The sequence below is a fragment of the Roseovarius salinarum genome, from assembly GCF_002834145.1.
GTDB lineage: Bacteria > Pseudomonadota > Alphaproteobacteria > Rhodobacterales > Rhodobacteraceae > Roseovarius > Roseovarius salinarum.
On record NZ_PHNT01000029.1, the window covers coordinates 1 to 19,729 of the forward strand.

Here is a 19,729-nt window from a genome sequence, read left to right on the forward strand (position 1 = left end):
GCCGCCGCAAGAAGTGGAGGAGGCGTTCTACGCACAGATGAACACCCTTGAAAAAGCCGCGTAGGTTTTGAACAAAGAAGCCTCTCGGAAACCCGGGGCGGTTCAATCACTCTCTCCCGCCGCTGCCAGTTGATCGCGAAACGACTGCCTTTGCCACCCCTGACTGGTGCCGGACATGCGGATGCCGAAGGTCTTCAGCACGCCCCGGATGTGACCTTCGAGGTCTTTTCGCAGTCGGATCAACCGTTTCCGTGCCCCGACCAGGCTGCGCAACCGGTCGGCCTCCTCGCTGCGGATATGCACCGGGGTGAACCAACCGGTGCGCGCGAGCTGTGCCAGACCTTCGGCGTCGGCGGCATCCGACTTTTTGAGCCGTGCCGACAAGCTCTTGTGCGCCTTGCGGGCATCGATGCAGGTCGCAGGCAGACCGAGACCGGCGAGGCCGCGCTGCAACCAGATCGACAGCATTCCGCTTTCATGCACGATCCGTCGGGGCGAGAGATCACGGTTGCGAAACCAGCCCGCGACGCCCTCGGGATCAGCGGGACAGACGCCACGCGCTACAGTCTCGCCGTCCCTGTCTACAACGCAGATCGAAATCTCTTTCAGCGACACATCCAAACCGGCATAGTGTTCCATAGGTCGTTTTCCTCACGGCTTATATCCATGAGGCCAACATACCGGACCTCGTTCGCCCCCGGAGAGCGACCGCCGCAATCACACCATGTCTTAAGCGGTCCGTAGGTTTCAGGTGCGTCGCGCCAGCGCAACCCATTGCGATTGATGAAGATAATCCCGCTCAAGACCCGTCTGTCATCGACCCGAGGCTTGCCGTGCGACTTCGGGAAGAAAGGAGCAAGCTTGGCCATCTGCTCGTCGGTCAGCCAGTACAGGTCGCTCATGTCACCGCTCCGTTTTCCGAGCCGTGAATCACGCAGCGTGTTAGAAATCAATGTATCCTGACCCTACAAACCACGCGAAGCGGAACGGCTGGCCACTCGTCCCCCCGTCCCCTCGGAAAAACAAGGCACAGCCAACGCATCTGCTCGCGGCTCCAGACGTAGCCGCGCTGAAATTCGGGCAGCGCCATGTGCCCGGTGTCGATGTGGTCGAGGATGGTCGAAATATTCATGCACGTCTCGGAAACCGCTACGAACCTCGTTCAACACTGTCGGTCATGCGCGCGATGGTTGCAAGGCGTCATCTTGCGATGGCCTCAACGGGATGGCCCGGCTCCCTTTGAAACACAGGACAAGCGCGGCATCGCGATGCGGAGCCGCCCGGTGTCGAGCTCATCTCAGCACTACGGATCGGACGGTCCGATCCAGTCTTGATTCTACGGCAAACCATACCCGTCCCCGGTTTTAACGCACTGGTGCCGGGGATCATCCGGGCAACTGGCGCTGCTCCAGCGTCTCGTCGCTCCCGTCCGATTTCATGGCGTCCGCGATCAGGTGCTCGACGGTTGCGTTGAAATAGGCCGTCAGCTCCTTGTGCAGGGTGCGAAACTCGGCGGCCACCGTCTGATCGAAACTGGCTTGTTGTACCCGAACCATCACGGTCGTGCGCCTCTGGCGCGAATAGCGGTAGGGGCGGATGTCGTACTTGCGGCACAGCGCGACGAAGATCCGGACAGACGAGACGTCCGGCAGAGAATATTGCAGCTCGACCTCGGGCGCGTCCGCGCCATCGCCCTGCGGGGCGAGCTTCGCCTGGAGCCGGTCACGCGCCGCTCCGGCAGCCGCCCGCTCGCCTTCGGTCGCGCCGTGGGCGAACAGCGCCTCGAGCTTGACCAGCTTCTCGCGCATCTCCGTGTCGTCGGCCATGGTGGTCCCTCCGTTCCGCGAGGGCCATCAAGACGAGGCCAGGGGCGAGGTCATGCCGGCGGGCGCCGGATGTCTTTGCCCAGGGCGGTTCAGGGCGCTTCATGACCACCGCTTCCCGTGACGTACTATGATTGCGAAAAGGAGGAGCCGTGGCCCGCAAATCGACCCACAAATGGGCATTCAAGCCCGGCCTTCGTGCGGGCGCCTTCGGGTGGCGCGGCTCGGCGAAGGCCATCGACCGGCTGAAAGCGGCCAGCACCGAGATCCGCGCGGCGCGGCGCAGCGACCCGGTGACGGCGGCCGAGGGCGTGGTGGCCCTTGCCGCGCGCATCTGGCCGGCGTTCGAGCATATCGACACCTCCTCCGGGGCCCTCGGCACGGCCGTTTACCGGACACTGGAGACGCTTCTGCCAATCCTGATAGACGCCCCCGCCGACCAGAAGACGCGCGCGGCATGGCTGGAGCGCCTGCGCACGGCGATCCTCGACGACGGGGTGGACTACCTCGCGCCAATATCGGAGCGGTTCGGCGAGATCGCGGCCTTCCCCGCGCTGATGAATGATCATGCCGACCGGGATCTCGACCTGATCCGCGCGGCCTGGTCGGATCACGCGCGCTTTTCCCACTGTCCGACCGCCACCCTCACGCTGTCCTGCCTGCTGGAAGCGGGGCGCCACGAGGACGTGCTGGCCCTGCTCGACACGACGAAAACACGTCTCTGGTTCCACGAGAAGTTCGCCGCCGACGCCTTGCTGCGCCAGGGGTATGCCGAAGATGCACTCGCACGGGCCGCGGCCCTCCTGGAGGGCGACCGGGCGCCGTGGGGCCACCACGACATCGCGCGGTTCTGCGAGACGGTCCTGCAACAACAGGGACGGCCCGAAGAGGCCTACCGGCGCTTCGGCCTGCCCTCGGCCGCGGGCAACACGTGGCTGGCCATGTGGCGCGACCTGGTGAAGCGCTACCCCGAGCGCGACCCCCGCGAGGTTCTGGAGGACCTGATCGCGTGGCACGGCCGCAAGGGCAAATGGTTCGCCGCGGCCAAGAGCGCCGGATATCTCGACATCGCGCTGGATTGCGCCGCGGCCCCGGAGGCCGCGCCGGCCACCCTCATCCGCGCGTCACGGGATTTCGCCGCCAGCGAGCCCGTCTTCGCCACCCGGGTGGCGCTCCACGCCGTCGCGCACCTGCTCGCCGGGCGCGGCTACGATGCAAGCCCGCGCGACATTGACGCGGCGATCGATCACGCCATGGTCGCCAGCCGCGCGGCTGGCGAGGCGGCGTGGGCCACGGAAGAATTACGCGCCCTCGCCGGACGCGGCGCAAGCGATGACCACATGGCCGGGCGCCTCCGGGCCAGGCTGGCCGAGCTGGACGCGGCGGCGGACGAAGCCGAGGGGTGAGGTGGTGTATGCCCTGATCGGCCGCCGGCGGACGGCGCAGCGGCATGACCGCCCCGAAGAACGCGGAGGGGCACGTCGCGCGACGACGGCACGCAATGGCCTGGATACGCTCATTCGCCAGGCGGGTCTTTCGGTCCGCGAGCGGACATGGCACGGTGATCATCGCGGCGTTGCCGTGCGATTTACTTGAAAGGAGCATACCATGGGACTTGGAGATATGCTGGGCAGCGCGATGGACGCGTTCGGCGGGACGGACGAGATTATCTCGAAGATCAGCGAGAGCGGGATCGACCTCTCCGCACTGGCGGAGATGGACCCGGAAGCCGTAACGGCGATGCTCGAGGAAAAAGGGATCGACCTGTCGATGCTCGAAGGCCTCGGCCTGTCGGTCGACGACGTGATCGAGAAGGTCAAGGAACAGCTGGCCTGACCAGCGCGTCTCAGGGGGCCGGGGCGCGCCGTCCCGGCGCACGCTCAACGCAGCGCGCGGCTGCGACAACCGGTCGGGAAGCATTCAGCGTGGATCGGGCCCTGATGAATGGTGAAACATGGATGACTTCATCGACAAGGTAGGCGGGTAGCGGACTTTCACCACAGGCGCGAAGCTTCGCTCCGCCACGCGCTGAACCGGTCATGCCTACCTTCTACAGCATCGCAGATCCCGCGAATGTCTGCAGGGCGGGGCACCTCCTTCTGGCTGGTAGGTTTTCGGCATGCCGACGTGTTCAGCGGCGGGTTCCGACGGTGACGAGGTAGTCGCGCGGCACGCAGACGCCGAGATCGGTGGCGAAGCCGTCGTGAAACGCGGTGAAATCGCGCTCAAGCGCGTCGAGGTCATCCGCTCCCAACTTGCCGGCCAGTGTCCGCAGCGGGCCATAGCCTTCGACGAAGGTCCGCCAAGCGGCCCTGCCGTTCGGTTCGCGGTAAAATGACGTGCCCCGCTCGAAGGCGAGATCGAAATGATCGCCCAGAAGCGCCGTGATCCGCTTCGGCGCGCCCCATTCGAACGGCGAGGGGGGCGGCGTCCCGTCGGGCTGGGGCATGTAGGCCTTCATGATCTTGAACATCTCGAAGACGTTGCCATCAGGCGTCCATGTGGCCAGCGCAAGGCTCCCACCGGGCTTGCAGACGCGGGCGAGTTCCGCGGCGGCATCCTCGGGGCGCTGCACGAACATCACGCCGAAACTGGAAAGGACGGCATCGAAGGATGCGTCGGGATATGGCAGGGCCTCGGCGTCACCCAGTTCGAAAGCGATGTCCAGATTTCGTGCCGTCGCCATCTCCTGCGCCGTGGCCAGCATGTCGGGCGCGAAATCCACGCCCGTCACATCGACCCCGCGCTCGGCGAGCCGCCGCGCGGCCCAGCCCGTGCCGGTGGCCACGTCGAGGACGCGCCCGCCCTCCGGCGGCGCCAGGCGGTTGGTGCAGTGCTCGATGGCGTCGAGGATGCCGCGGCTGATCTCGTCATAGGCCGCGCCGCCGCTGGACCAGGTGGCCGAAAAAGTCGCGTTGTGACTGCGAATGGAATTGTCGAGAGTTTCGGTTGCAAATGCCATGGTATTCTCCCTTGAAAGTATTGGTGTCCGGCGACATGTGATCGTCGGAACGTCATCGGTGGCCATTATTCGGCGGCGGTCGCGTCCATCGGCGCGCGGACCGTCTTGGCGACGCGGACGTTGCGGCGGAGCGTCTGGAGAAAGACTCTGCTTCGGATCAAGGCAGGCAGCCAAGCTCACTTCAGATGAAACGCCCCGTCGCTGTGGCTGACGTACCAAGCGCCTTCACAGGCCCAAGTCAGCGAGGAAACCTGCGCGTTCACCGGGCGCGGTATTCCAGTATTCACGCGCCAAGGCGCGAGCTTCGTCCGAAGTCAGGCCAAGTTCGCCAGCGACACGGCTGCAATTGCCGAAAAGCCCCTTGTAGGCACCGCACATGGCAAGCTCATTCGCTTCGCGGAGCATGTCGAGGTTCGCGGTTCGTGCCGGGTTGCTGTTCATGCTCATGCCGATCAGGGCGGAGGACGGCGTTGCGGCAGCGGACGCGGCAACGGCAGCGGCAGTCAACAGGGTTTTCATGAGCTATCCTTTCTTGCCATCGGTTTGGCAGGATCATGCGTCAAGCCGCATTGCTCTGCCGGAGTTTCGATTGGGCAAGCATGGCGCAGCGAGGACCTGGGCGCATAAGGCACCGGTCCCATGGTGTCGTTTTTTCTTGAGGCTGGTACTTCGATATCGGGACGCTTGTCCCGGTCTCGTCAGTGGCGGCCGAAACCGGCGTCACGCGCCAGCACGATCGCCTGTGCCCGATTCGCGACGTCGAGCTTGGAAAAGATCGCCGATACGTGATTGCGCACGGTTTTTTCGGAAATCCTTAGCAAATCGCCCAGTTCGTCGTTTCCGAGGCCACGCGCGAGGCCGTCGAGCACCTCTACCTCGCGCGGGGTCAGCATATCGAGCGCGATACTGGCGGACCGGTCTGCGGCGGCCTCGGGCTCGAGAAAGTCGTCGAGTTCTCGGCAGAACGTTGCCCATGCGCCTTCGTCGGGAAGAAGGATGTGGTTGTTGGTCTCCAGCGGCACGAACTGCGCGTTCGGGATCAGCGAGGCGAGCTGGCGACCGGCCTCGAAGGGGACCATGGCGTCGTGGCGGCCGTGGAACACCAGAGTCGGCGCTGTGATGTCGGCCGCAACCTCACGGATGTCGAAGTGGTTGAAGGCGTCCCACATCAGCCGCGCATTGCGCGCCGAGGCGCTGCGCCGCTGCATCTCGCCGATCCATTTCAGGGCGTCCTTGCCGGCCTCGGGCATCAGGAGATTGGCGAAGATCTCGCGGAAAGCGCCGGTCTTCCTGCCCCAGCCGACCTCGATCATCCCGGCCAGCGCGCGGGCTTGCTGGGTCAGCCGGTCCGGCACGCCCGCGGCATAGGCCCCGGACGGGTAGCTGTCGTAGAGCACGAGGCGGCTGACCCTGTCAGGGTATCGGGCGGCATAGGCGGCGGCGACGGCGCCACCTTGGCAAAGCCCGATCAGCGGAAAACGCGTCAGACCGGCGCATTCGACAACCGCATCAAGGTCGTCGATCCAGCGCTCCAGCGAGAAGTCATCGACATCGCGGTCGGACAGCCCGGAGCCGCGCGGGTCGTATCGAACAAGGGTTCGACCATCGGACAGATGGTCGAACCAGTGCCGCCAGACAGCGCTTTGCCGGTCGAGGTCGAGATGCGTGAACCAGTTCGCCACCCGGACCAGCGGCGGGCCCTCCCCGGACTCGGCGAGGGCGATCCGAACACCGTCCGCTGACGTGCAAAAACCCATCTTCTGTTTCATGATGACATTCTACACGCCATCACTGCCTTGATGAAGAACGCGTTGGCAAGCGGCTTTGCGATGCCGCCCACCGAAAGACCGGAAGGTCGTGCACAGTGCGAGTTCGCAGGCCTCAGGACTTTCCAACCGCAGCGAATTACCGGTCCGGTAAAGCTGCACTGCGGCGGCGCTGACAGCTATGAATGTCGGCATTGGGCCGTTTGCAGACCCGGGAGTTTCAAACCGAGTGTTCGATCATGGAGCTGTCCCGGCTCAGCGTGCCACGCGCGACTCCACGCTTCGGAACCGGAAATCGTCGAGGCCACGGGTCGCCTCGAACGTCAACTCGACTGGAATAGCGCGGGGTTGCGAGACCTCGTCAGTCGCCAGCTCGGCGACGGTGCCTGACACCGATCCGGTAATCGTGTCGCCATCGACCGCGCTGATGGTGACGGTGCCGTCCTCGAAGCCGGTAAGAATCGTGGGCAATCGCGTATTCGTGGCGACGCCGTTGAGCTGGAAACGTGCAGCACGCGCAGCGAGCGCGTCCGCGTCCATCGCGCGCAGCCGGTCCGTGGGCAGGTGCCCCGCGGTGCCGTGATCACCGGGTGTGGGCGGACCGTTGATCGGTCGCGCCAGGAACAGGCTGGTGTTCTCCTCCACAGCCGAGAGCACGATGACAAGATCGCCGGCGTCGTTCGTCTTCCACGCACTCACCGCCTCCAGTTCACGCCCGTCGAGGCTGAAGCGCGCCGTCAGCGTGTCGCTCAGCATGTCATCGCGCAGCAGCGAGGCGATGAAGAGCGGCCCGGCGAATTGCCCCACGCGGTCCGAGGAGATAACCGGCAGCGAGGAGAATTTCTCCATCGGCGGCTGGGGCGCACGCTGCACGCTGAGAGCTTCGAGTGCCACCGTCTCGTTGTCGGTCGTGATCTCGGCGCGCAACAAACCGCCCCGCGCCTTGATCTCTGGGGCCAGCGCCGCCATCAGCCGCGTTCCTACCGGCCCACCGTTGTGTGGTGGAACGCGGTTGCCGACGAAGGGCTCGTATGCCAGCGGCAGTGGCGAGAAGGGCAGCGGCTCGGACATCCATAGCTCGAAAGTGCGGGTGATGCGGGTGTTCGCGGTCTCGGCGCCCGCGGCATCGTACTCGCTGCGTGTGTAGCCCAGCGTCGCCGTCAGGTGATCGGCTTGCAGGCCGGCGATCTCGCGGTCGGCCGTCCCGTCGGTCACGGTGACGCGAATGTTGTCGATGCTCCAGCTTTCCTGGTCCGGCTGCGCGCTCGCAGGGGTCAGCCTCAGATCGACATAGCGGGCACCGTCCTCAAGCGCCGGGCCATCCGGCACCTCGATGAAGTTGGTGCCGACCTCGTCCTCCCAGTGCTTGATAATGGCCGGTGCGAACCCGGTCATCGGTCCCGCGATTCTTTCGCCGGGCAGGTATTGCGAACCGTCGTTGGCCGGTGCGATCTGCGGCGTGCGAGCACGCTCATGGGTTTCCAGAATCGATGTACCGTCGCTGGCGTATCGCAGCGAGGTCGACCGCGCCTCATCGCACCCGGGGCAGAGGAACTGATACTCGACCAGAAAGGTCGCAGCCGCGTCCTGCGCGTGCGCCATCCCCACGCCAAACGTCAGCCCCACGACGGCACCTGCGATACCCTTCATCCATCGTCTCCCAAGTGGTCTCCATCACACGAAAACATGCCTGACCGAGCCATACGATCAAGCATTTTGTGCCGGTCCGGCATCCGCGGTCGGGTGAGACGAGCGGAGGTCGGAATGCCCGAGGAACGCTGGTGGTGGCGAGGCCGGCGCCACTCTGCCTGATCTTGCCACCGTTTCACCCGAGAGGGGGCCGTTCAACTTGAACGCCGTCTATCCCTTCCCGGACAGCTGCACCCACGTGATCGTTTTCTGCTCACCGATGGGGTCCAATACGGAGCAGCAGAATTCAGAGCAGCGAAACGGGTGCGAAGTGAATGATTGTTCCGTCCGCGCTATCCCAATCTGCGCCATGGGTCATACTACGGTTGGCATGGGCGGCCGCTTTGGCGCCACTGCGCGGCGGAGATGACTCGATCCTGAACGGCAGCTCAGGGCCGATGGCGTAGGCATGCTCATCGGGGCGAGACGGGGACGTTCGCCGCGCGTGGAGGCTGGTTGAAGGGTCAAACGAGTAGAATGGATCCGGTCCTGCGCGCGCCGGGTTTACCGCGATCTTGGCGGCTCACAGCGCGCATCGTAGAGTGCAGGGCATGGGCTATGTGACATCGCTCTTCGCGCGCAAGGTCGTCGCCGCGGCGGGCGGTGGGGTAGATGCTGCGGCGATGCTGGCCAGTGTCGGGATCGACCCCGATGCGCCCTGGGATCCCGGGCAGATGATCCCGGCCGAGCGCTACTACGCCATGCTCGAAAGGATCGCCGATCAGATCGATGTGACCGATCTGCCGGTGCGCACGGGCGCCTCCATGCGCCTTGACGAATACGGCGCGCTCGGGCTGGCGTTCAAGGCCGCGACGACGCTCGGGGCGTCCTACGCGCGGGTGGAACGCTACGCGCGTCTGTGGACCAGCGTCGTCGAATACGAGCTGCGGCCGGCGACGGGTGGCACGCTCTTCATCCTTCATCGGGCTGGGGAACGGCGCCTCGGGATGCGGCTGTCGAACGAGGCGACCTTGGCGAGCGCGGTGTCCATCGCAAGGCAAGTCTGCCCGGTGCCGCTCGCGCCCGTGGAAGTGCTGGTCCGGCATCCCGCCCCGCGCTCGGTCGCCGCGCACGAGGCGTGGTTCGGCTGCCCAGTGCGCTTCGGCGCGGACCTCGACGCGATCCTCTATGCCGACGAGACGCTGGCCCGGCCCAACGTCCTCGGGGACGAGGGCATCTCGCAATACCTCGCCACGCAACTCGACGCGGAACTGTCCGAGATCACCCGGGCGCCCGCGCTTGTCACGCAGGCCAAGGCCGCGATCGCCCAGGCCCTCAGCGAGGGGACGCCGAAGATGGCCGAGATCGCCCGCGGCCTCGGGCTCAGCGCACGGTCCTTACACAGGCGCCTCTCCGAGCACGGGATGAGCTTCCAGGGCCTCACCGAGGAAACCCGCCGCGACCTCGCCGAGGGGCTCTTGCGGGACGAGAGCCATCCACTTGCCGAAATCGCGTTCCTCACCGGGTTTTCCGAGCAGAGCGCCTTTACCCGCGCGTTCAAGCGCTGGGTGGGCACGACGCCCGCGACCTATCGCAAGGACATGTCCCGCCGCTGACGGGCGCATTGGCGAGGTCGGTCAAAAGGCTGGCCAAGCCGGTCAATACCGCGCGGCACCCACGCGTCTATCCCTTGGCTACCGAAACCGAAGCCAGGGAGACACCCCATGAAGGACCGACCGATCCTCGTCATCGGCGCAACCGGCAAGACCGGCCGCCGCGTCGCCAACCGCCTCGAAGCGCGGGGCCTGCCCGTGCGCCGCGGCTCGCGCAGTTCCGCAACGCCCTTCGACTGGGAGGCGCCGGAAACCTGGGTGCCGGCCCTGCGCGGGGCCCGTGCCGCCTATGTCACCTACTTCCCCGATCTCGCCTTTCCCGGCGCCGTGGAAAAGCTCGAGTCCCTCTGCGAGACCGCTCGCGACGTGGAGATCGAGCATCTCGTGCTTCTGTCGGGTCGCGGCGAACATCATGCGCGGCTGGGCGAAGAGGTGGTGCGCAATTCCGGCCTCGACTTCACCATCGTCCGGGCCGCCTGGTTCGCGCAGAACTTCTCCGAAGGCTACCTGCGCGATCCGGTCCTGGCCGGCGTTCTTCCGATGCCCGGCGGCGATGTCGTCGAGCCCATCATCGACATCGACGATATTGCCGATGTCGCCGTCGCGGCACTGACCGAAGAGGGCCACAAGGACGCACTCTACGAGGTGACCGGCTCGCGGCTGATGTCCTTCGCGGACATGGCGGGTGAGCTTTCGCGGGCCACCGGCCGCGAGATCCGGCATGTCCCGATCAGCTTCGAGGCGTTCCACGCAAACATAGCCGAAGCTGGCGGTGCCTTCGTGGCCGACGTCTTCACCGCCATCGCGCGCGAGACGCTGGACGGGCGCAACGCCCGGACCACAGACGGCGTGATGCGCGCGCTCGGGCGCCCGCCCCGCGATTTCTCGGATTTCGCCCGGGCCGCCGCCCGAACCGGCGCCTGGACAAGCGCCGCCTGACCCCGCCCTGAAAAGAACATGACATGAGATCCACCAAGTTCGAGAAGATCGCGCTCGGTCTCTCCGGCCTCACCGCGCCCACCATCGGAGCTTTGATCCTGTCCGCACCGCACGCCTTCTACGCCAGCTACGGCATCACGCTCGGCGAAGACGCCAGCCTGCTGAGCGAATTGCGCGCCACCGGCGCCGGTCTCGCCGGGTTCGGCCTCCTGATGCTGCTCGGAATTTGGCGGAACGCGGCCTTCCGCCGGCGCCCCTGGCAGCCTGCGTCCGCCCTTCGAGCGGCGCATCCCGCGCACTGAACCTGCTGCGGCGGCATGAGCCTCGCCGTGCTGCCGCCGCCCCTCTCCAAGGAGCCCATAATGTCCCCGGTTTTCTTCACCCTCGCCCATCTCGCCGTCCTCGCTTATGCGCTGGTCGGTGGCGTCTTCCTCGCATTCTCGGATTTCATCATGCGCGCCCTCGCCGCGACCAGCGGCCAAGGCGGCGTGGAGGCGATGCAGGCCATCAACCGAGAGGTGTTTCGCTGGGTCTTCATGACCCTTTTCCTCGGCCTCGCCGCCGCGTCGGTGGCGCTGATCGTCTATGCCGCTCTGGGCCTGACCGGCCCGGCCGCGACGCTGATCGCGGCGGCGGGGCTGGTCTACCTTCTCGGCTGCTTCGGCGTCACGGTTGCCTTCAACGTGCCGTTGAACGAAGCGCTGGCACGCATGGATCTCTCGCGCGAGGCGACCCGAGCCTACTGGACAGGCACCTATCTGCCGCGCTGGACGTTCTGGAACACGGTCCGAACAATCGCCTGCGGCCTTGCGACGGCGTTGTTGCTGTTCGGGCTGACGTCGCTATCACAGGCGCGGGTCGCCTGAGAGCCTGACTCAGAAATCTACGAGGCAAGGCACCCCCTTGCGATGCGTCGGGTGAGCAGGCGGATGTTGGCGACGAACACCCATGCCTCGGCGGAGGCGATGGACCGCTCCCAGTCCCTGGCCAGTCGGCGGCATCGTCCCAGCCTGGCGAAGGTCCGCTCGATGACCCATCGGCGCGGGATGCCCCAGCATACGAACAAGCGGTCGTATCAACGGCGTGTTCCCCGTCCCTTCTGCACCCGGCCTTGACAGGAATCAGTCCCTGCGGTAATTTTAATAGCGTTATATTAAATGAATGCCGTTAAAAGGGTGCCCTGATGCAACCGGAACGACGCGACCGACGCCGCTTCGAGACCCGCGAAGAGATCAAGGAAACCGCCCGCGCGCTGCTGGCCGAGCAGGGGGCGGCGGGGTTGTCCCTGCGCGCCATCGCGAAGCGGATGGGCATGACCGCGCCGGGGCTCTACCACTACTTCGGCAGCATCAACGACCTGATCACCGCCCTGATCCTCGACGCCTTCACCCAGCTTGCCGAGGCGGTCGAGAAAGCGGATGCGGACGTCGCCTCACGCAGCGGGGCGGAGAGACTGGCGGCCGTCGCCCATGCGTGGCGGCGGTGGGCCCTCGATCATCCGATCGACTTCCAGCTCCTCTACGGGAACCCGATCCCCACCTACGAACAGCCCACCGACACGACATACCCGGCCGCGCGGCGCAGCTTCCTCGTCACCGCCAGCATCTTCGCGCAGGCGATCGAGCGCGGCGAGATCGACCTGCCGGGGGAATACCGGCGCCTGCCCCCGGAGATCGAGCGCTCGCTCGACACGCTGACCGGGGTGGAGGGTCACGACCTTCCGCGCCACGCGCTCTATCTGGCCGCGATTTCCTGGGCGCGACTGCACGGGCACATCATGCTCGAGCTCTTTCACCTCATCCAGCCGGTCATCGGGGATGTCGACGCGCTCTTCGACCACGAAGTGAACGCGCTCATCCGACAGGTCGGCTTCACACCAACCTCGTAGGAGGACAGCCATGAAAATCCATGCCATCGAGACAGGCCGCGTCCGCGTCACCGAGCGCTGGCGGGAGGGCGAGGGCGACGGACTGCGCCGCCTTCTGAACGCGTGGTTCGACAAGGCGATGACCGATTGGTTGCCGGTCCATGTCTGGGTAATCGAACACCCCGAGGGGCTGATCGTCGTCGATACCGGCATTCCGGCGGACGCCAACAAGCCGCGCTACTTCCCGCCCTTCATGCCGCTCATCCAGCGGGCGGCCGTCTTCGACATCGCGCCGGAGGAGGAGATCGGCCCGCAGATGCGCGCGCGCGGCCTTGCGCCGGAAGATGTGCGCTGGGTGGTCATGACGCATCTGCATCAGGACCATGACGGCGGGCTGCATCATTTCCCGAACGCCGAATTCCTCGTGTCGCGGGCGGAGTGGACCTTCGCGACCGGGCTAAAGGGCCGCATGAACGGCTACCTCAACCAGCGCTGGCCGCGCGGTTTCGCGCCCACGCCCGTCGATTTCGAGGACGGCCCCCTTGGGCCTTTCCCGCGCCATGCCAGCCTGACCCGTGCGGGCGACGTGACGCTCGTGCCGACGCCGGGCCATTCGCCCGGGCACCTCACCGTGCTGCTGGAGGAGGGCGAGACCACCGTCATGTTCGCCGGCGACACCTCCTACACCGAGGACCACCTCGTCCGGATGGTGGCCGACGGCATCGGCACCGACCTCGAGGCCGAGATCGAGACGCACCGCCGGATCCTCGCCCATGCCGCGCGGCGCCCGACGGTCTACCTGCCCAGTCATGATCCCGACTCCGCCAGGCGCCTGGCCGACCGGGTTACCCTCCAGCCGCACGGCACGGCCCCGGTTCACACTGAAGGCCTTGGAGAGGTGGCATGAAGTTCGCGAACGAGATCGACCTGTCGGTGGCGCGGGACGACGTCTTCGCCTTCGTCGCCGACCAGCGCAACATTCCGCTGTGGAATTACTACGTGGTGGACGTAAGACAGGAGCGCGGCGACGGCCCCGCGGTCGGCGCCCGTTATCACCAAACGCGAAAGACCGACAGCCAAATTACGGAGATCACCCAAATGGCGCCCGGAGAGAGCCTGACCGTGGAAACCGTCGACGGCGCGCCGGTCTTTCGCCGGCACATCGCGTTCCGGCAGACCCGGCGCGGCACCCGCCTGATCGACTCCTGGGGCCTTGCAACCGGATACCCGGCGGCGCTGGAGCTCTTCGCTGTCCGCCGGATCAGGCGGGCCGTCGCGGCGAATCTGGAAAAGTTGAAGCAGCTGCTCGAGGACGGCGCGGTGCAGCTTCAGGACGGCCGCCGCGTCTCGGTCGGCAGCTGAGCCGTCACCGGGCTGTTCACGGCCAACCGCAATGAACCCGTCTCTGGCAAGCTGATGGCACCGGCATCTTTGTACGCACTGCGGACATCGCCCTGACGGTCGTGTCTGACGTCAGCACTCACCGGACCACGCAAGGCTACCACAGCGCCAGCGATGAGATATAGCGGATAGGGCTCGATACAGAATCCGACGTCCAGGCGACCATATGGCGTCTGCGGAAGTAGTTGGCCCGAGTCTCGGGCCAACTTCGAGTTTCTGATAGAAATGGGAAATAAATCACTCTCGCGTCGCGCAACTCATACCCATTCTTCTTCGCGACCGCCTCGGCCCCCTCGTGCTGAGAGGCCGAATGGCGGTCGCGAAGGAGGAAGAAAAGATGAGTTTCAATCTGAAAGACGTCGAAGAATGGGGCGAAGCAAACGGCGAGTCCGACGATACCATGCGAAGCCTGAGACGGGTTCCAGCTCGGCTCGGCTTGCTGGACGCCGACCTCGCGTCGATCTCCGCCAATCCCGTCCGCTACGATCGAGAAGTCGCGGGCCGGGGCTATGCCCTCGTCAGTCGAGCCAAGAACATTGAAAAGAACGGCCGCCGCGAGGACTCTCGCGTCCGGGCACTCCTGAAGCGGTTTCAGGCGGCCCATCTCGGGATAGTGCCGCAGAACCGGATCGTGCGCGCGCGATACGACGCGCTCGTGGAGCTCATCGAGGCGAACGAAGGCAAGCCCGGCTCCGGAAAGCGCTGGAACATCGGGCGCCACAGGAGTCTCTGCGCGCTCCGCGCCAGAGCCACCGTGGCTCCGGAGAGCCTCACCCAGGAGGAGATCGACCGGATCGGTCGCGAGATGTCCGCCGACAAGCGCAAGGGCCTGCGCAAGACGGTGGTGTTCCTCAACGAGCTGGCTCGTCTGACGAACGAGATTCCGGAGCTCCACGAATTCCTGCCGCCCCTGCAACTCGCTCCGCCAGCGGGTTCCTCCTGGGCGCGGCGGATGGACTGGGACGGCCTGCCCGAAGCCTTCCGTGCGTCGTTCGACGCAGCAGCGGATGCCTGCGTCGCCGGAGAAGAAGATCTCGCAGAGGCAATGCTGGCCCGGATCGAGGCCGGCGAGGACCCCGAGACCGTCATGGCGGAAGCCGACGAGCGCGGCACCCAGGAGGAGAGGCAGGTCGGCAAGCCGACCGCCGCCCGCGAACAGTATCGGCTGGCGGTCACCTGGCTCGTCCGGGTCTGGGAGAACCAGGGGAACGACGTCGATGCCCTCACCGACATCCGCGAACTTTTCCAGAAGCCCATGATCGAGGCCGCGATCAAGGACCAGATTGCCCGATCGCGAAACGCGCTCGACCTGCGTGATCCGCTTTCCTCGACAACGCTCAAGACTCGACTCACGTCGCTTAGAACCCTCGCCAAACGGGGCCTGGAGGACATGAAGGCCCTCGCCGTCATCCGGTTCCTTCAGGCTCAGCATTACGACGTGCCCCGCAAGAAACTTGCCAAGACAGGGGAGGAGAGCGGGGTCTTCATGGAGATCGACAGGATCTTCGCGAACCTCCGGCAGCGGCCGGAACTCGCGAACATCTGGTCGAACGCGCCCCGTCGCATCGCCGACGCTGCCCGCGACAAGATCGAGACGGCAAGGCTGAAGAAAAACTGCGGGCAGGAACTGACCGCCCTGCGCATGTTCGCCGGCGCAGCCGCCTACGCTGTCCAGATGTCCCGTCCCATGCGACCGGAATGCCTGCGGCACGGCCGGATCGCGTCGTGCGGCGAGGTGCATTCGAACCTCGTGCGCACTGCGCCGGGCGAGAAGCTATTCACATTCCGCTTCGCCCCCTGGGAGATCAAGAACGACCGGTGGGTGACGGTCGAGGTGGTCGGCGCCGATGCGGAGATTCTGCGCGAGTGGATCGAGACCTGGCGCCCGCGAATGATCGAGCTTCAAAAACTCGACAAGAATAACGTCTACCTCTTTCCGGGAACTGCGCAGCCGAAGCGCGAAGAGGGCGATCCTGTCGGGCTGCCGAAGGGAAGCTATTCCACGAGTGCCTTCCTGGAGCTGTGGCGGGATTCCTCCAAGGTTCTTGGCGTCCACGAGACCCCGCACCGCATGCGGCACGTGGTGGCGTTGCTGATCCTCGCTCTGCGCCCCGGCGACTATGCCTTCGTCTCGACCGTGCTCGGCAACACCCCGGACGTGGCCGAGAAGCACTACGGTCGCGACGACGGACAGGCCGCGGCTCGAGAGGCGCGCGCCGCCATGCTCGCCGCGCATCCCGATCTCTTCAACCAGCTCAACAGGAGGCTCTCCCATGAACGATGAAATCGCTCGCGCCCGCCTCGAGGGAGCGCCGAAACCCGTCCGCGACGCACTGATGGCAAGTCGGGAAGACCTCCCGGCCGGCGCCATCGCCGCTGTAGGGCGGTTCTTCCGGCTTATTGCGGAAAGGGGGGAGCATCCCTCCGCCCCATCCCGTGCGACGTTTGAGGCGGCATGTGCGAACGAATCCGCGCTCGGCCTGCTGCTGCGGGTGCTCGGTGAGCACGCCCCCTCTGTCTGTCTTGCCGAGGGGCGGACCCTGCGCAGGGAATACTACCGCAAGCGGCCCGGCGGCACGGAGCATCCGTCCCGGAGCGCAAGCCGGCAAGCGTCTCCCAGCGGGCCGGCACCCCGCAACTGGCCCGGCGCATGGCTGGCACTTCTGCCCGGTCTGCGCGCGGCGCCGATCAAGGACAGTTCGATCGCCCGGCACATCACTTCCGTGAACCGCTGCGCCGCCATGTTGCCCTCATTGAGCTGTCCGCCGCGGCTGGGATGGCTTTTCGCCTGGGAACTGGCGCAGGCGGTTCAGACCGAGGATGACGACACCGGTCGGGCCGGGGTGACCGCGCGCACGGCCGCCACCTATATCGGGGGACTGGTGGGTCTCGGTTTGCACGGTGGGCTGGACGAGGACGCCCTGGACGGGATGCGTTCTGTTCAGGCTCATCTCCAGCGCCAGGGTCGGCGCGTGGCGAAGAAAAAGGATGCTCGTATCGCTGAGCTCTATGCGAAGGGCGGCTACGATGAGGTCATGCGTGTCATCCTGAACAAACTCGAGGAGGCCGACGCGCTCCCCGCCTGGAGGGCGGAGGCCGAAGCCGCGCGCGCGACAGCCGCCGTTCTGGCGGTCTGCATGAACGATCCGGCGCGCACTGGCGATGTCGCAACGTGGACGCTCGGCGAGGCCCTCGTGCGGGAGCCCGTCGGCCACTGGCGGCTGCGCTGGCGCCAGGGCAAGACCGGGCACTGGAAGGAGGCCGGCGAACTCTGGCCCGAAATCGGCGCGGTGCTCGACGAGCACATTCTCGGCGGCCGTCCATGGCGACATGCGCAACGACGTTTTGAGGAGCTACGGGGCTGCAACTGGCTGTCCTTCACCCATGAGCCGTATGCGAGCCGCTGGCCCAGCGAGACGGTCAAGGATGCCATCGGGGTGCCGCTGCACGATCTCCGGACGCTCGCCGCTGATTACCTGCGCCTGCATGATCCCGTCGCCGCTCCGAGGATCGTGGCCGTCCTGCTTGGCCACAGGACGCAAAAAGCGGGCGAAGAGTATCGCGCGCTCTGCGCAGAGACGGCCGCACAGCGGGAATGGCGGGAGTTACGTGCGGTTCACGCACAAGCCAGCGGAGCGTGATTTTCGCTGCTTCGACCTGTGTTCCCCACGCACCGATCATGCAGACGCAATCGGAGCATTGAACTGATACCCGCGGGATTTCTACTCCTTCACAGGCCTGTGTGTGAAACGGGCAACAGAGCGCGAGGAGGCTTGGAAACGCTTTGGGCGGGCAGTCGCCAGAGCAATCTCCGGCGCATGAAACAAAATCACGAATACAACCTCTCCGTCTCGGATGTGGCGCATCACTACGATCTCAAGGCAAGGACCGTTCGGGACCACTTGAGGGACGGCAACCTTCACGGCGTGCGTATCAATGGATGGTGGCGTTGTTCTTGGCCTGACGTCTTCGCGGCTGAGAAAGGGCCTATGCCGCGCGGCGAACGAGCCGAACTCTACAAGGCGCAACTTCTGACGAAGAAAATGCTTGCAGCCAAGTGGGGTGTTTCCGAGCGAACCGTGGAACGCTGGATCGAGACGGGGTTGCCCACCCGGAATGTATTCGGCAGCGTCCGCATCGCGCCGGCTGATGTCAACGAATGGATGCAACGCTCCTTCGGCGTCGCATCGAACGTTGCCTGATGCCCCCCCGCCCACTTCTGCACAGACAGATATTCGAAATCACGACAACTGCGCCACTTTCTTGACAGCCGCACAAAGGCCCCACAACATTTATCGGCGATCTGTTTGCGGACCACCGTGCGAAAGACTGCAAAATCCCGACAGGTTGTGCGTTTTCCGTTCCCGTTGCGACTCATACCTTTTTAGCTTTCGCGGCAAGGCTTTGCCGTTGTGCGTGTCAAATCCCGGATAAGGGTGCTTCGGGCCGGGTAAGGCGCTCGGACAGCCCTGCCCTCTTCCCCTATCCGTCAGGGAGCAGCGCCGCTCTCTGCCGATTTCTGGGCCATGGTCTCATGGTCCAGCAACCAAGTCCGGAGGGCCATGGCAGCGAGGATGCCGATCTTGATCCCGGATGCCTGATCCACTCTCAACCGAATTTCCAGACCTCAGGTTGCTCAATCTTTTGCGTGTGACCGGTGCAAAGGGTGCTGGCGGTTGACATCGTGGCGTTGCGCAACTCGCGTGACCGTGACCCTCTGTCGTTACCGGTATTGTTATACCAAATCGGCGGATTTTTCTGCCAAGCATTGGCCGAAGCCGTGCCCGGTCCGCCAAGGTGCTGGTGACAAGGAAATTTTTCCGAACCGGCTGAGCGTTCCTTGAAATCGGCGATGCCGTGCCGAGATCGCGGGCGCGGAGCGGCGGGGGTGCCGGCGCGGCCCTCCGGGCGAGGCCGCGCCGGACAACCCCGCGCCGCCGACGACATCAACGCGGCAGACCGCACCACCGATAGTGTCCCACCGAATGGTGTAAGAGCGCCGACCTTCGGTAAGGCCCGAGCCTGATCAGGACGCCACAGCTGGCAACCTGACGTTGGGATTGTCGTTGACGCGGGCGAGGGTTTCAAGGCTCATGTATCGCCGCGCGACCGTCCATTCGTCGTTGGTCTCGAGCATGATCGCGCCGACGAGCCTTATAATGGCCTCATCGTTTGGGAAGATGCCGATGACATCGGTGCGCCGCTTGATCTCGCGGTTCACCCGTTCCAGCGGATTCGTCGANCGCGACCGTCCATTCGTCGTTGGTCTCGAGCATGATCGCGCCGACGAGCCTTATAATGGCCTCATCGTTTGGGAAGATGCCGATGACATCGGTGCGCCGCTTGATCTCGCGGTTCACCCGTTCCAGCGGATTCGTCGAGGCGATCTGGGTCCACTGCTCGCGCGGAAAATCCATGTAGGCGAGCACATCGTCGCGCGAGGAATCCATGAAGGTGCCGAGCTTGTCCTGCTTTTCGCGCAGAGCATCCGCAACGGTGTCCCACTGGGCTTCAGCCTCGGCCTTGGTTTCCTGGGCGAAGATCGTCTTCAGCATCGCTGCCACCGCCGTGCGCTGCTTGGCCGGAGCGTATGCCAGCGCATTGCGCATCCAGTGAACCCGACAGCGCTGATGAGTGGCATTGAAGACCCGCCGCGCCGCCGCCCGAAGACCCTTGTGGTCGTCTGCGATCACCAATTTCACACCGCGCAGGCCACGGTCGGCCAAGGA

18 protein-coding genes and 4 pseudogenes are annotated in these 19,729 nt (G+C 65.4%); 12 read left to right on the forward strand and 10 right to left on the reverse strand.

The genetic code is table 11. The features are described 5' to 3' along the window. Positions 1-102: 102 nt before the first annotated feature. The 3 genes and pseudogenes from CEF10_RS16155 to CEF10_RS16170 all read right to left on the reverse strand — a co-directional run bounded on the left by CEF10_RS16155 (position 103) and on the right by CEF10_RS16170 (position 1,826). Positions 103-639: an IS110 family transposase gene (locus tag CEF10_RS16155; protein WP_232796549.1), complete on the reverse strand. Its 537-nt coding sequence runs from the start codon at positions 637-639 to the stop codon at positions 103-105. An 86-nt stretch (positions 640-725) separates the two neighbouring features. Further along, positions 726-902, reverse strand: a pseudogene (locus tag CEF10_RS16160) (transposase); the annotation flags it as partial. Positions 903-1,385: 483 nt separating this feature from the next. Beyond that, a complete protein-coding gene (locus tag CEF10_RS16170; protein WP_101069210.1) occupies positions 1,386-1,826 on the reverse strand; it encodes a hypothetical protein in 441 nt (146 codons plus the stop codon). Positions 1,827-1,975: 149 nt separating this feature from the next. Here CEF10_RS16170 and CEF10_RS16175 point away from each other — a divergent pair, with 149 nt between their 5' ends. Next, a complete protein-coding gene (locus CEF10_RS16175; RefSeq protein ID WP_101069211.1) occupies positions 1,976-3,229 on the forward strand; it encodes a hypothetical protein in 1,254 nt (417 codons plus the stop codon). Positions 3,230-3,431: 202 nt separating this feature from the next. Then, a complete protein-coding gene (locus tag CEF10_RS16180; RefSeq protein ID WP_157933060.1) occupies positions 3,432-3,659 on the forward strand; it encodes a hypothetical protein in 228 nt (75 codons plus the stop codon). A 295-nt stretch (positions 3,660-3,954) separates the two neighbouring features. On the opposite strand, the gene CEF10_RS16185 is transcribed toward CEF10_RS16180, so the two are convergent. From CEF10_RS16185 to CEF10_RS16200, 4 genes are all read right to left on the reverse strand, one after another. Further along, positions 3,955-4,785, reverse strand: a complete 831-nt coding sequence (locus CEF10_RS16185; protein WP_101069213.1) for a class I SAM-dependent methyltransferase — start codon at positions 4,783-4,785, stop codon at positions 3,955-3,957. A gap of 225 nt (positions 4,786-5,010) precedes the next feature. Further along, positions 5,011-5,304: a hypothetical protein gene (locus CEF10_RS16190; protein ID WP_101069214.1), complete on the reverse strand. Its 294-nt coding sequence runs from the start codon at positions 5,302-5,304 to the stop codon at positions 5,011-5,013. A 179-nt stretch (positions 5,305-5,483) separates the two neighbouring features. Further along, on the reverse strand, positions 5,484-6,554 hold the full coding sequence (locus tag CEF10_RS16195) for an alpha/beta fold hydrolase (protein ID WP_198586225.1): 1,071 nt from the start codon (positions 6,552-6,554) through the stop codon (positions 5,484-5,486). 252 nt (positions 6,555-6,806) lie between these two features. Then, a complete protein-coding gene (locus tag CEF10_RS16200) occupies positions 6,807-8,201 on the reverse strand; it encodes a hypothetical protein (RefSeq protein WP_101069216.1) in 1,395 nt (464 codons plus the stop codon). Between the two features lie 590 nt (positions 8,202-8,791). On the opposite strand from CEF10_RS16200, the gene CEF10_RS16205 reads away from it, so the two are divergent. The 4 genes from CEF10_RS16205 to CEF10_RS16220 all read left to right on the forward strand — a co-directional run bounded on the left by CEF10_RS16205 (position 8,792) and on the right by CEF10_RS16220 (position 11,598). Continuing rightward, the gene (locus tag CEF10_RS16205) at positions 8,792-9,796 is read left to right on the forward strand and encodes an AraC family transcriptional regulator (protein ID WP_101069217.1); all 1,005 of its coding nucleotides are present in this window, start codon (positions 8,792-8,794) and stop codon (positions 9,794-9,796) included. A gap of 108 nt (positions 9,797-9,904) precedes the next feature. After that, a complete protein-coding gene (locus CEF10_RS16210; RefSeq protein WP_101069218.1) occupies positions 9,905-10,732 on the forward strand; it encodes an NAD(P)H-binding protein in 828 nt (275 codons plus the stop codon). 23 nt (positions 10,733-10,755) lie between these two features. Continuing rightward, positions 10,756-11,034, forward strand: coding sequence for a DUF4345 domain-containing protein (locus CEF10_RS16215; RefSeq protein ID WP_101069219.1), 279 nt, complete (start codon positions 10,756-10,758; stop codon positions 11,032-11,034). Positions 11,035-11,094: 60 nt separating this feature from the next. Further along, on the forward strand, positions 11,095-11,598 hold the full coding sequence (locus CEF10_RS16220; RefSeq protein ID WP_101069226.1) for an anthrone oxygenase family protein: 504 nt from the start codon (positions 11,095-11,097) through the stop codon (positions 11,596-11,598). A gap of 17 nt (positions 11,599-11,615) precedes the next feature. Here the strand turns inward: CEF10_RS16220 and CEF10_RS16225 are convergent. Continuing rightward, positions 11,616-11,780, reverse strand: a pseudogene (locus CEF10_RS16225) (transposase); the annotation flags it as partial. 135 nt (positions 11,781-11,915) lie between these two features. Here CEF10_RS16225 and CEF10_RS16230 point away from each other — a divergent pair. From CEF10_RS16230 to CEF10_RS16255, 6 genes are all read left to right on the forward strand, one after another. Then, complete coding sequence (locus CEF10_RS16230) at positions 11,916-12,620, forward strand: TetR/AcrR family transcriptional regulator (RefSeq protein WP_101069220.1); 705 nt, start codon at positions 11,916-11,918, stop codon at positions 12,618-12,620. A gap of 10 nt (positions 12,621-12,630) precedes the next feature. Next, complete coding sequence (locus tag CEF10_RS16235; protein ID WP_101069221.1) at positions 12,631-13,506, forward strand: N-acyl homoserine lactonase family protein; 876 nt, start codon at positions 12,631-12,633, stop codon at positions 13,504-13,506. Next, on the forward strand, positions 13,503-13,961 hold the full coding sequence (locus CEF10_RS16240) for an SRPBCC family protein (RefSeq protein WP_101069222.1): 459 nt from the start codon (positions 13,503-13,505) through the stop codon (positions 13,959-13,961). The genes CEF10_RS16235 and CEF10_RS16240 overlap by 4 nt, the downstream gene beginning before the upstream one ends. Positions 13,962-14,337: 376 nt before the next feature. Beyond that, entirely contained in the window at positions 14,338-16,284 is a 1,947-nt protein-coding gene (locus tag CEF10_RS16245) for a hypothetical protein (RefSeq protein ID WP_157933061.1), read from the forward strand. After that, positions 16,274-17,641 carry a hypothetical protein gene (locus CEF10_RS16250; RefSeq protein WP_157933062.1) on the forward strand — a complete coding sequence of 456 codons (1,368 nt, stop codon included), beginning with the start codon at positions 16,274-16,276 and terminating at the stop codon, positions 17,639-17,641. The genes CEF10_RS16245 and CEF10_RS16250 overlap by 11 nt, the downstream gene beginning before the upstream one ends. A 132-nt stretch (positions 17,642-17,773) precedes the next feature. Further along, positions 17,774-18,202 (forward strand): helix-turn-helix domain-containing protein, encoded by a 429-nt coding sequence (locus tag CEF10_RS16255; protein ID WP_232796550.1) that lies wholly within the window; start codon positions 17,774-17,776, stop codon positions 18,200-18,202. Between the two features lie 824 nt (positions 18,203-19,026). On the opposite strand, the pseudogene CEF10_RS17520 reads toward CEF10_RS16255, so the two are convergent. Both CEF10_RS17520 and CEF10_RS17270 read right to left on the reverse strand, forming a co-directional pair. Continuing rightward, positions 19,027-19,242 (reverse strand): annotated as a pseudogene (locus tag CEF10_RS17520) (transposase); the annotation flags it as partial. A 1-nt stretch (position 19,243) separates the two neighbouring features. After that, a pseudogene (locus CEF10_RS17270) lies at positions 19,244-19,729 on the reverse strand (IS256 family transposase); the annotation flags it as partial.

What these genes read in the sequence shown, in the direction of transcription:
- CEF10_RS16155 (WP_232796549.1), bottom strand. Translation starts at nt 639, where the DNA reads ATGGAACACTATGCCGGTTTGGATGTGTCGCTGAAAGAGATTTCGATC.
- CEF10_RS16170 (WP_101069210.1), bottom strand. Translation starts at nt 1,826, where the DNA reads ATGGCCGACGACACGGAGATGCGCGAGAAGCTGGTCAAGCTCGAGGCG.
- CEF10_RS16180 (WP_157933060.1), top strand. Translation starts at nt 3,432, where the DNA reads ATGGGACTTGGAGATATGCTGGGCAGCGCGATGGACGCGTTCGGCGGG.
- CEF10_RS16185 (WP_101069213.1), bottom strand. Translation starts at nt 4,785, where the DNA reads ATGGCATTTGCAACCGAAACTCTCGACAATTCCATTCGCAGTCACAAC.
- CEF10_RS16190 (WP_101069214.1), bottom strand. Translation starts at nt 5,304, where the DNA reads ATGAAAACCCTGTTGACTGCCGCTGCCGTTGCCGCGTCCGCTGCCGCA.
- CEF10_RS16195 (WP_198586225.1), bottom strand. Translation starts at nt 6,554, where the DNA reads ATGAAACAGAAGATGGGTTTTTGCACGTCAGCGGACGGTGTTCGGATC.
- CEF10_RS16200 (WP_101069216.1), bottom strand. Translation starts at nt 8,201, where the DNA reads ATGAAGGGTATCGCAGGTGCCGTCGTGGGGCTGACGTTTGGCGTGGGG.
- CEF10_RS16205 (WP_101069217.1), top strand. Translation starts at nt 8,792, where the DNA reads ATGGGCTATGTGACATCGCTCTTCGCGCGCAAGGTCGTCGCCGCGGCG.
- CEF10_RS16210 (WP_101069218.1), top strand. Translation starts at nt 9,905, where the DNA reads ATGAAGGACCGACCGATCCTCGTCATCGGCGCAACCGGCAAGACCGGC.
- CEF10_RS16215 (WP_101069219.1), top strand. Translation starts at nt 10,756, where the DNA reads ATGAGATCCACCAAGTTCGAGAAGATCGCGCTCGGTCTCTCCGGCCTC.
- CEF10_RS16220 (WP_101069226.1), top strand. Translation starts at nt 11,095, where the DNA reads ATGTCCCCGGTTTTCTTCACCCTCGCCCATCTCGCCGTCCTCGCTTAT.
- CEF10_RS16230 (WP_101069220.1), top strand. Translation starts at nt 11,916, where the DNA reads ATGCAACCGGAACGACGCGACCGACGCCGCTTCGAGACCCGCGAAGAG.
- CEF10_RS16235 (WP_101069221.1), top strand. Translation starts at nt 12,631, where the DNA reads ATGAAAATCCATGCCATCGAGACAGGCCGCGTCCGCGTCACCGAGCGC.
- CEF10_RS16240 (WP_101069222.1), top strand. Translation starts at nt 13,503, where the DNA reads ATGAAGTTCGCGAACGAGATCGACCTGTCGGTGGCGCGGGACGACGTC.
- CEF10_RS16245 (WP_157933061.1), top strand. Translation starts at nt 14,338, where the DNA reads ATGAGTTTCAATCTGAAAGACGTCGAAGAATGGGGCGAAGCAAACGGC.
- CEF10_RS16250 (WP_157933062.1), top strand. Translation starts at nt 16,274, where the DNA reads ATGAACGATGAAATCGCTCGCGCCCGCCTCGAGGGAGCGCCGAAACCC.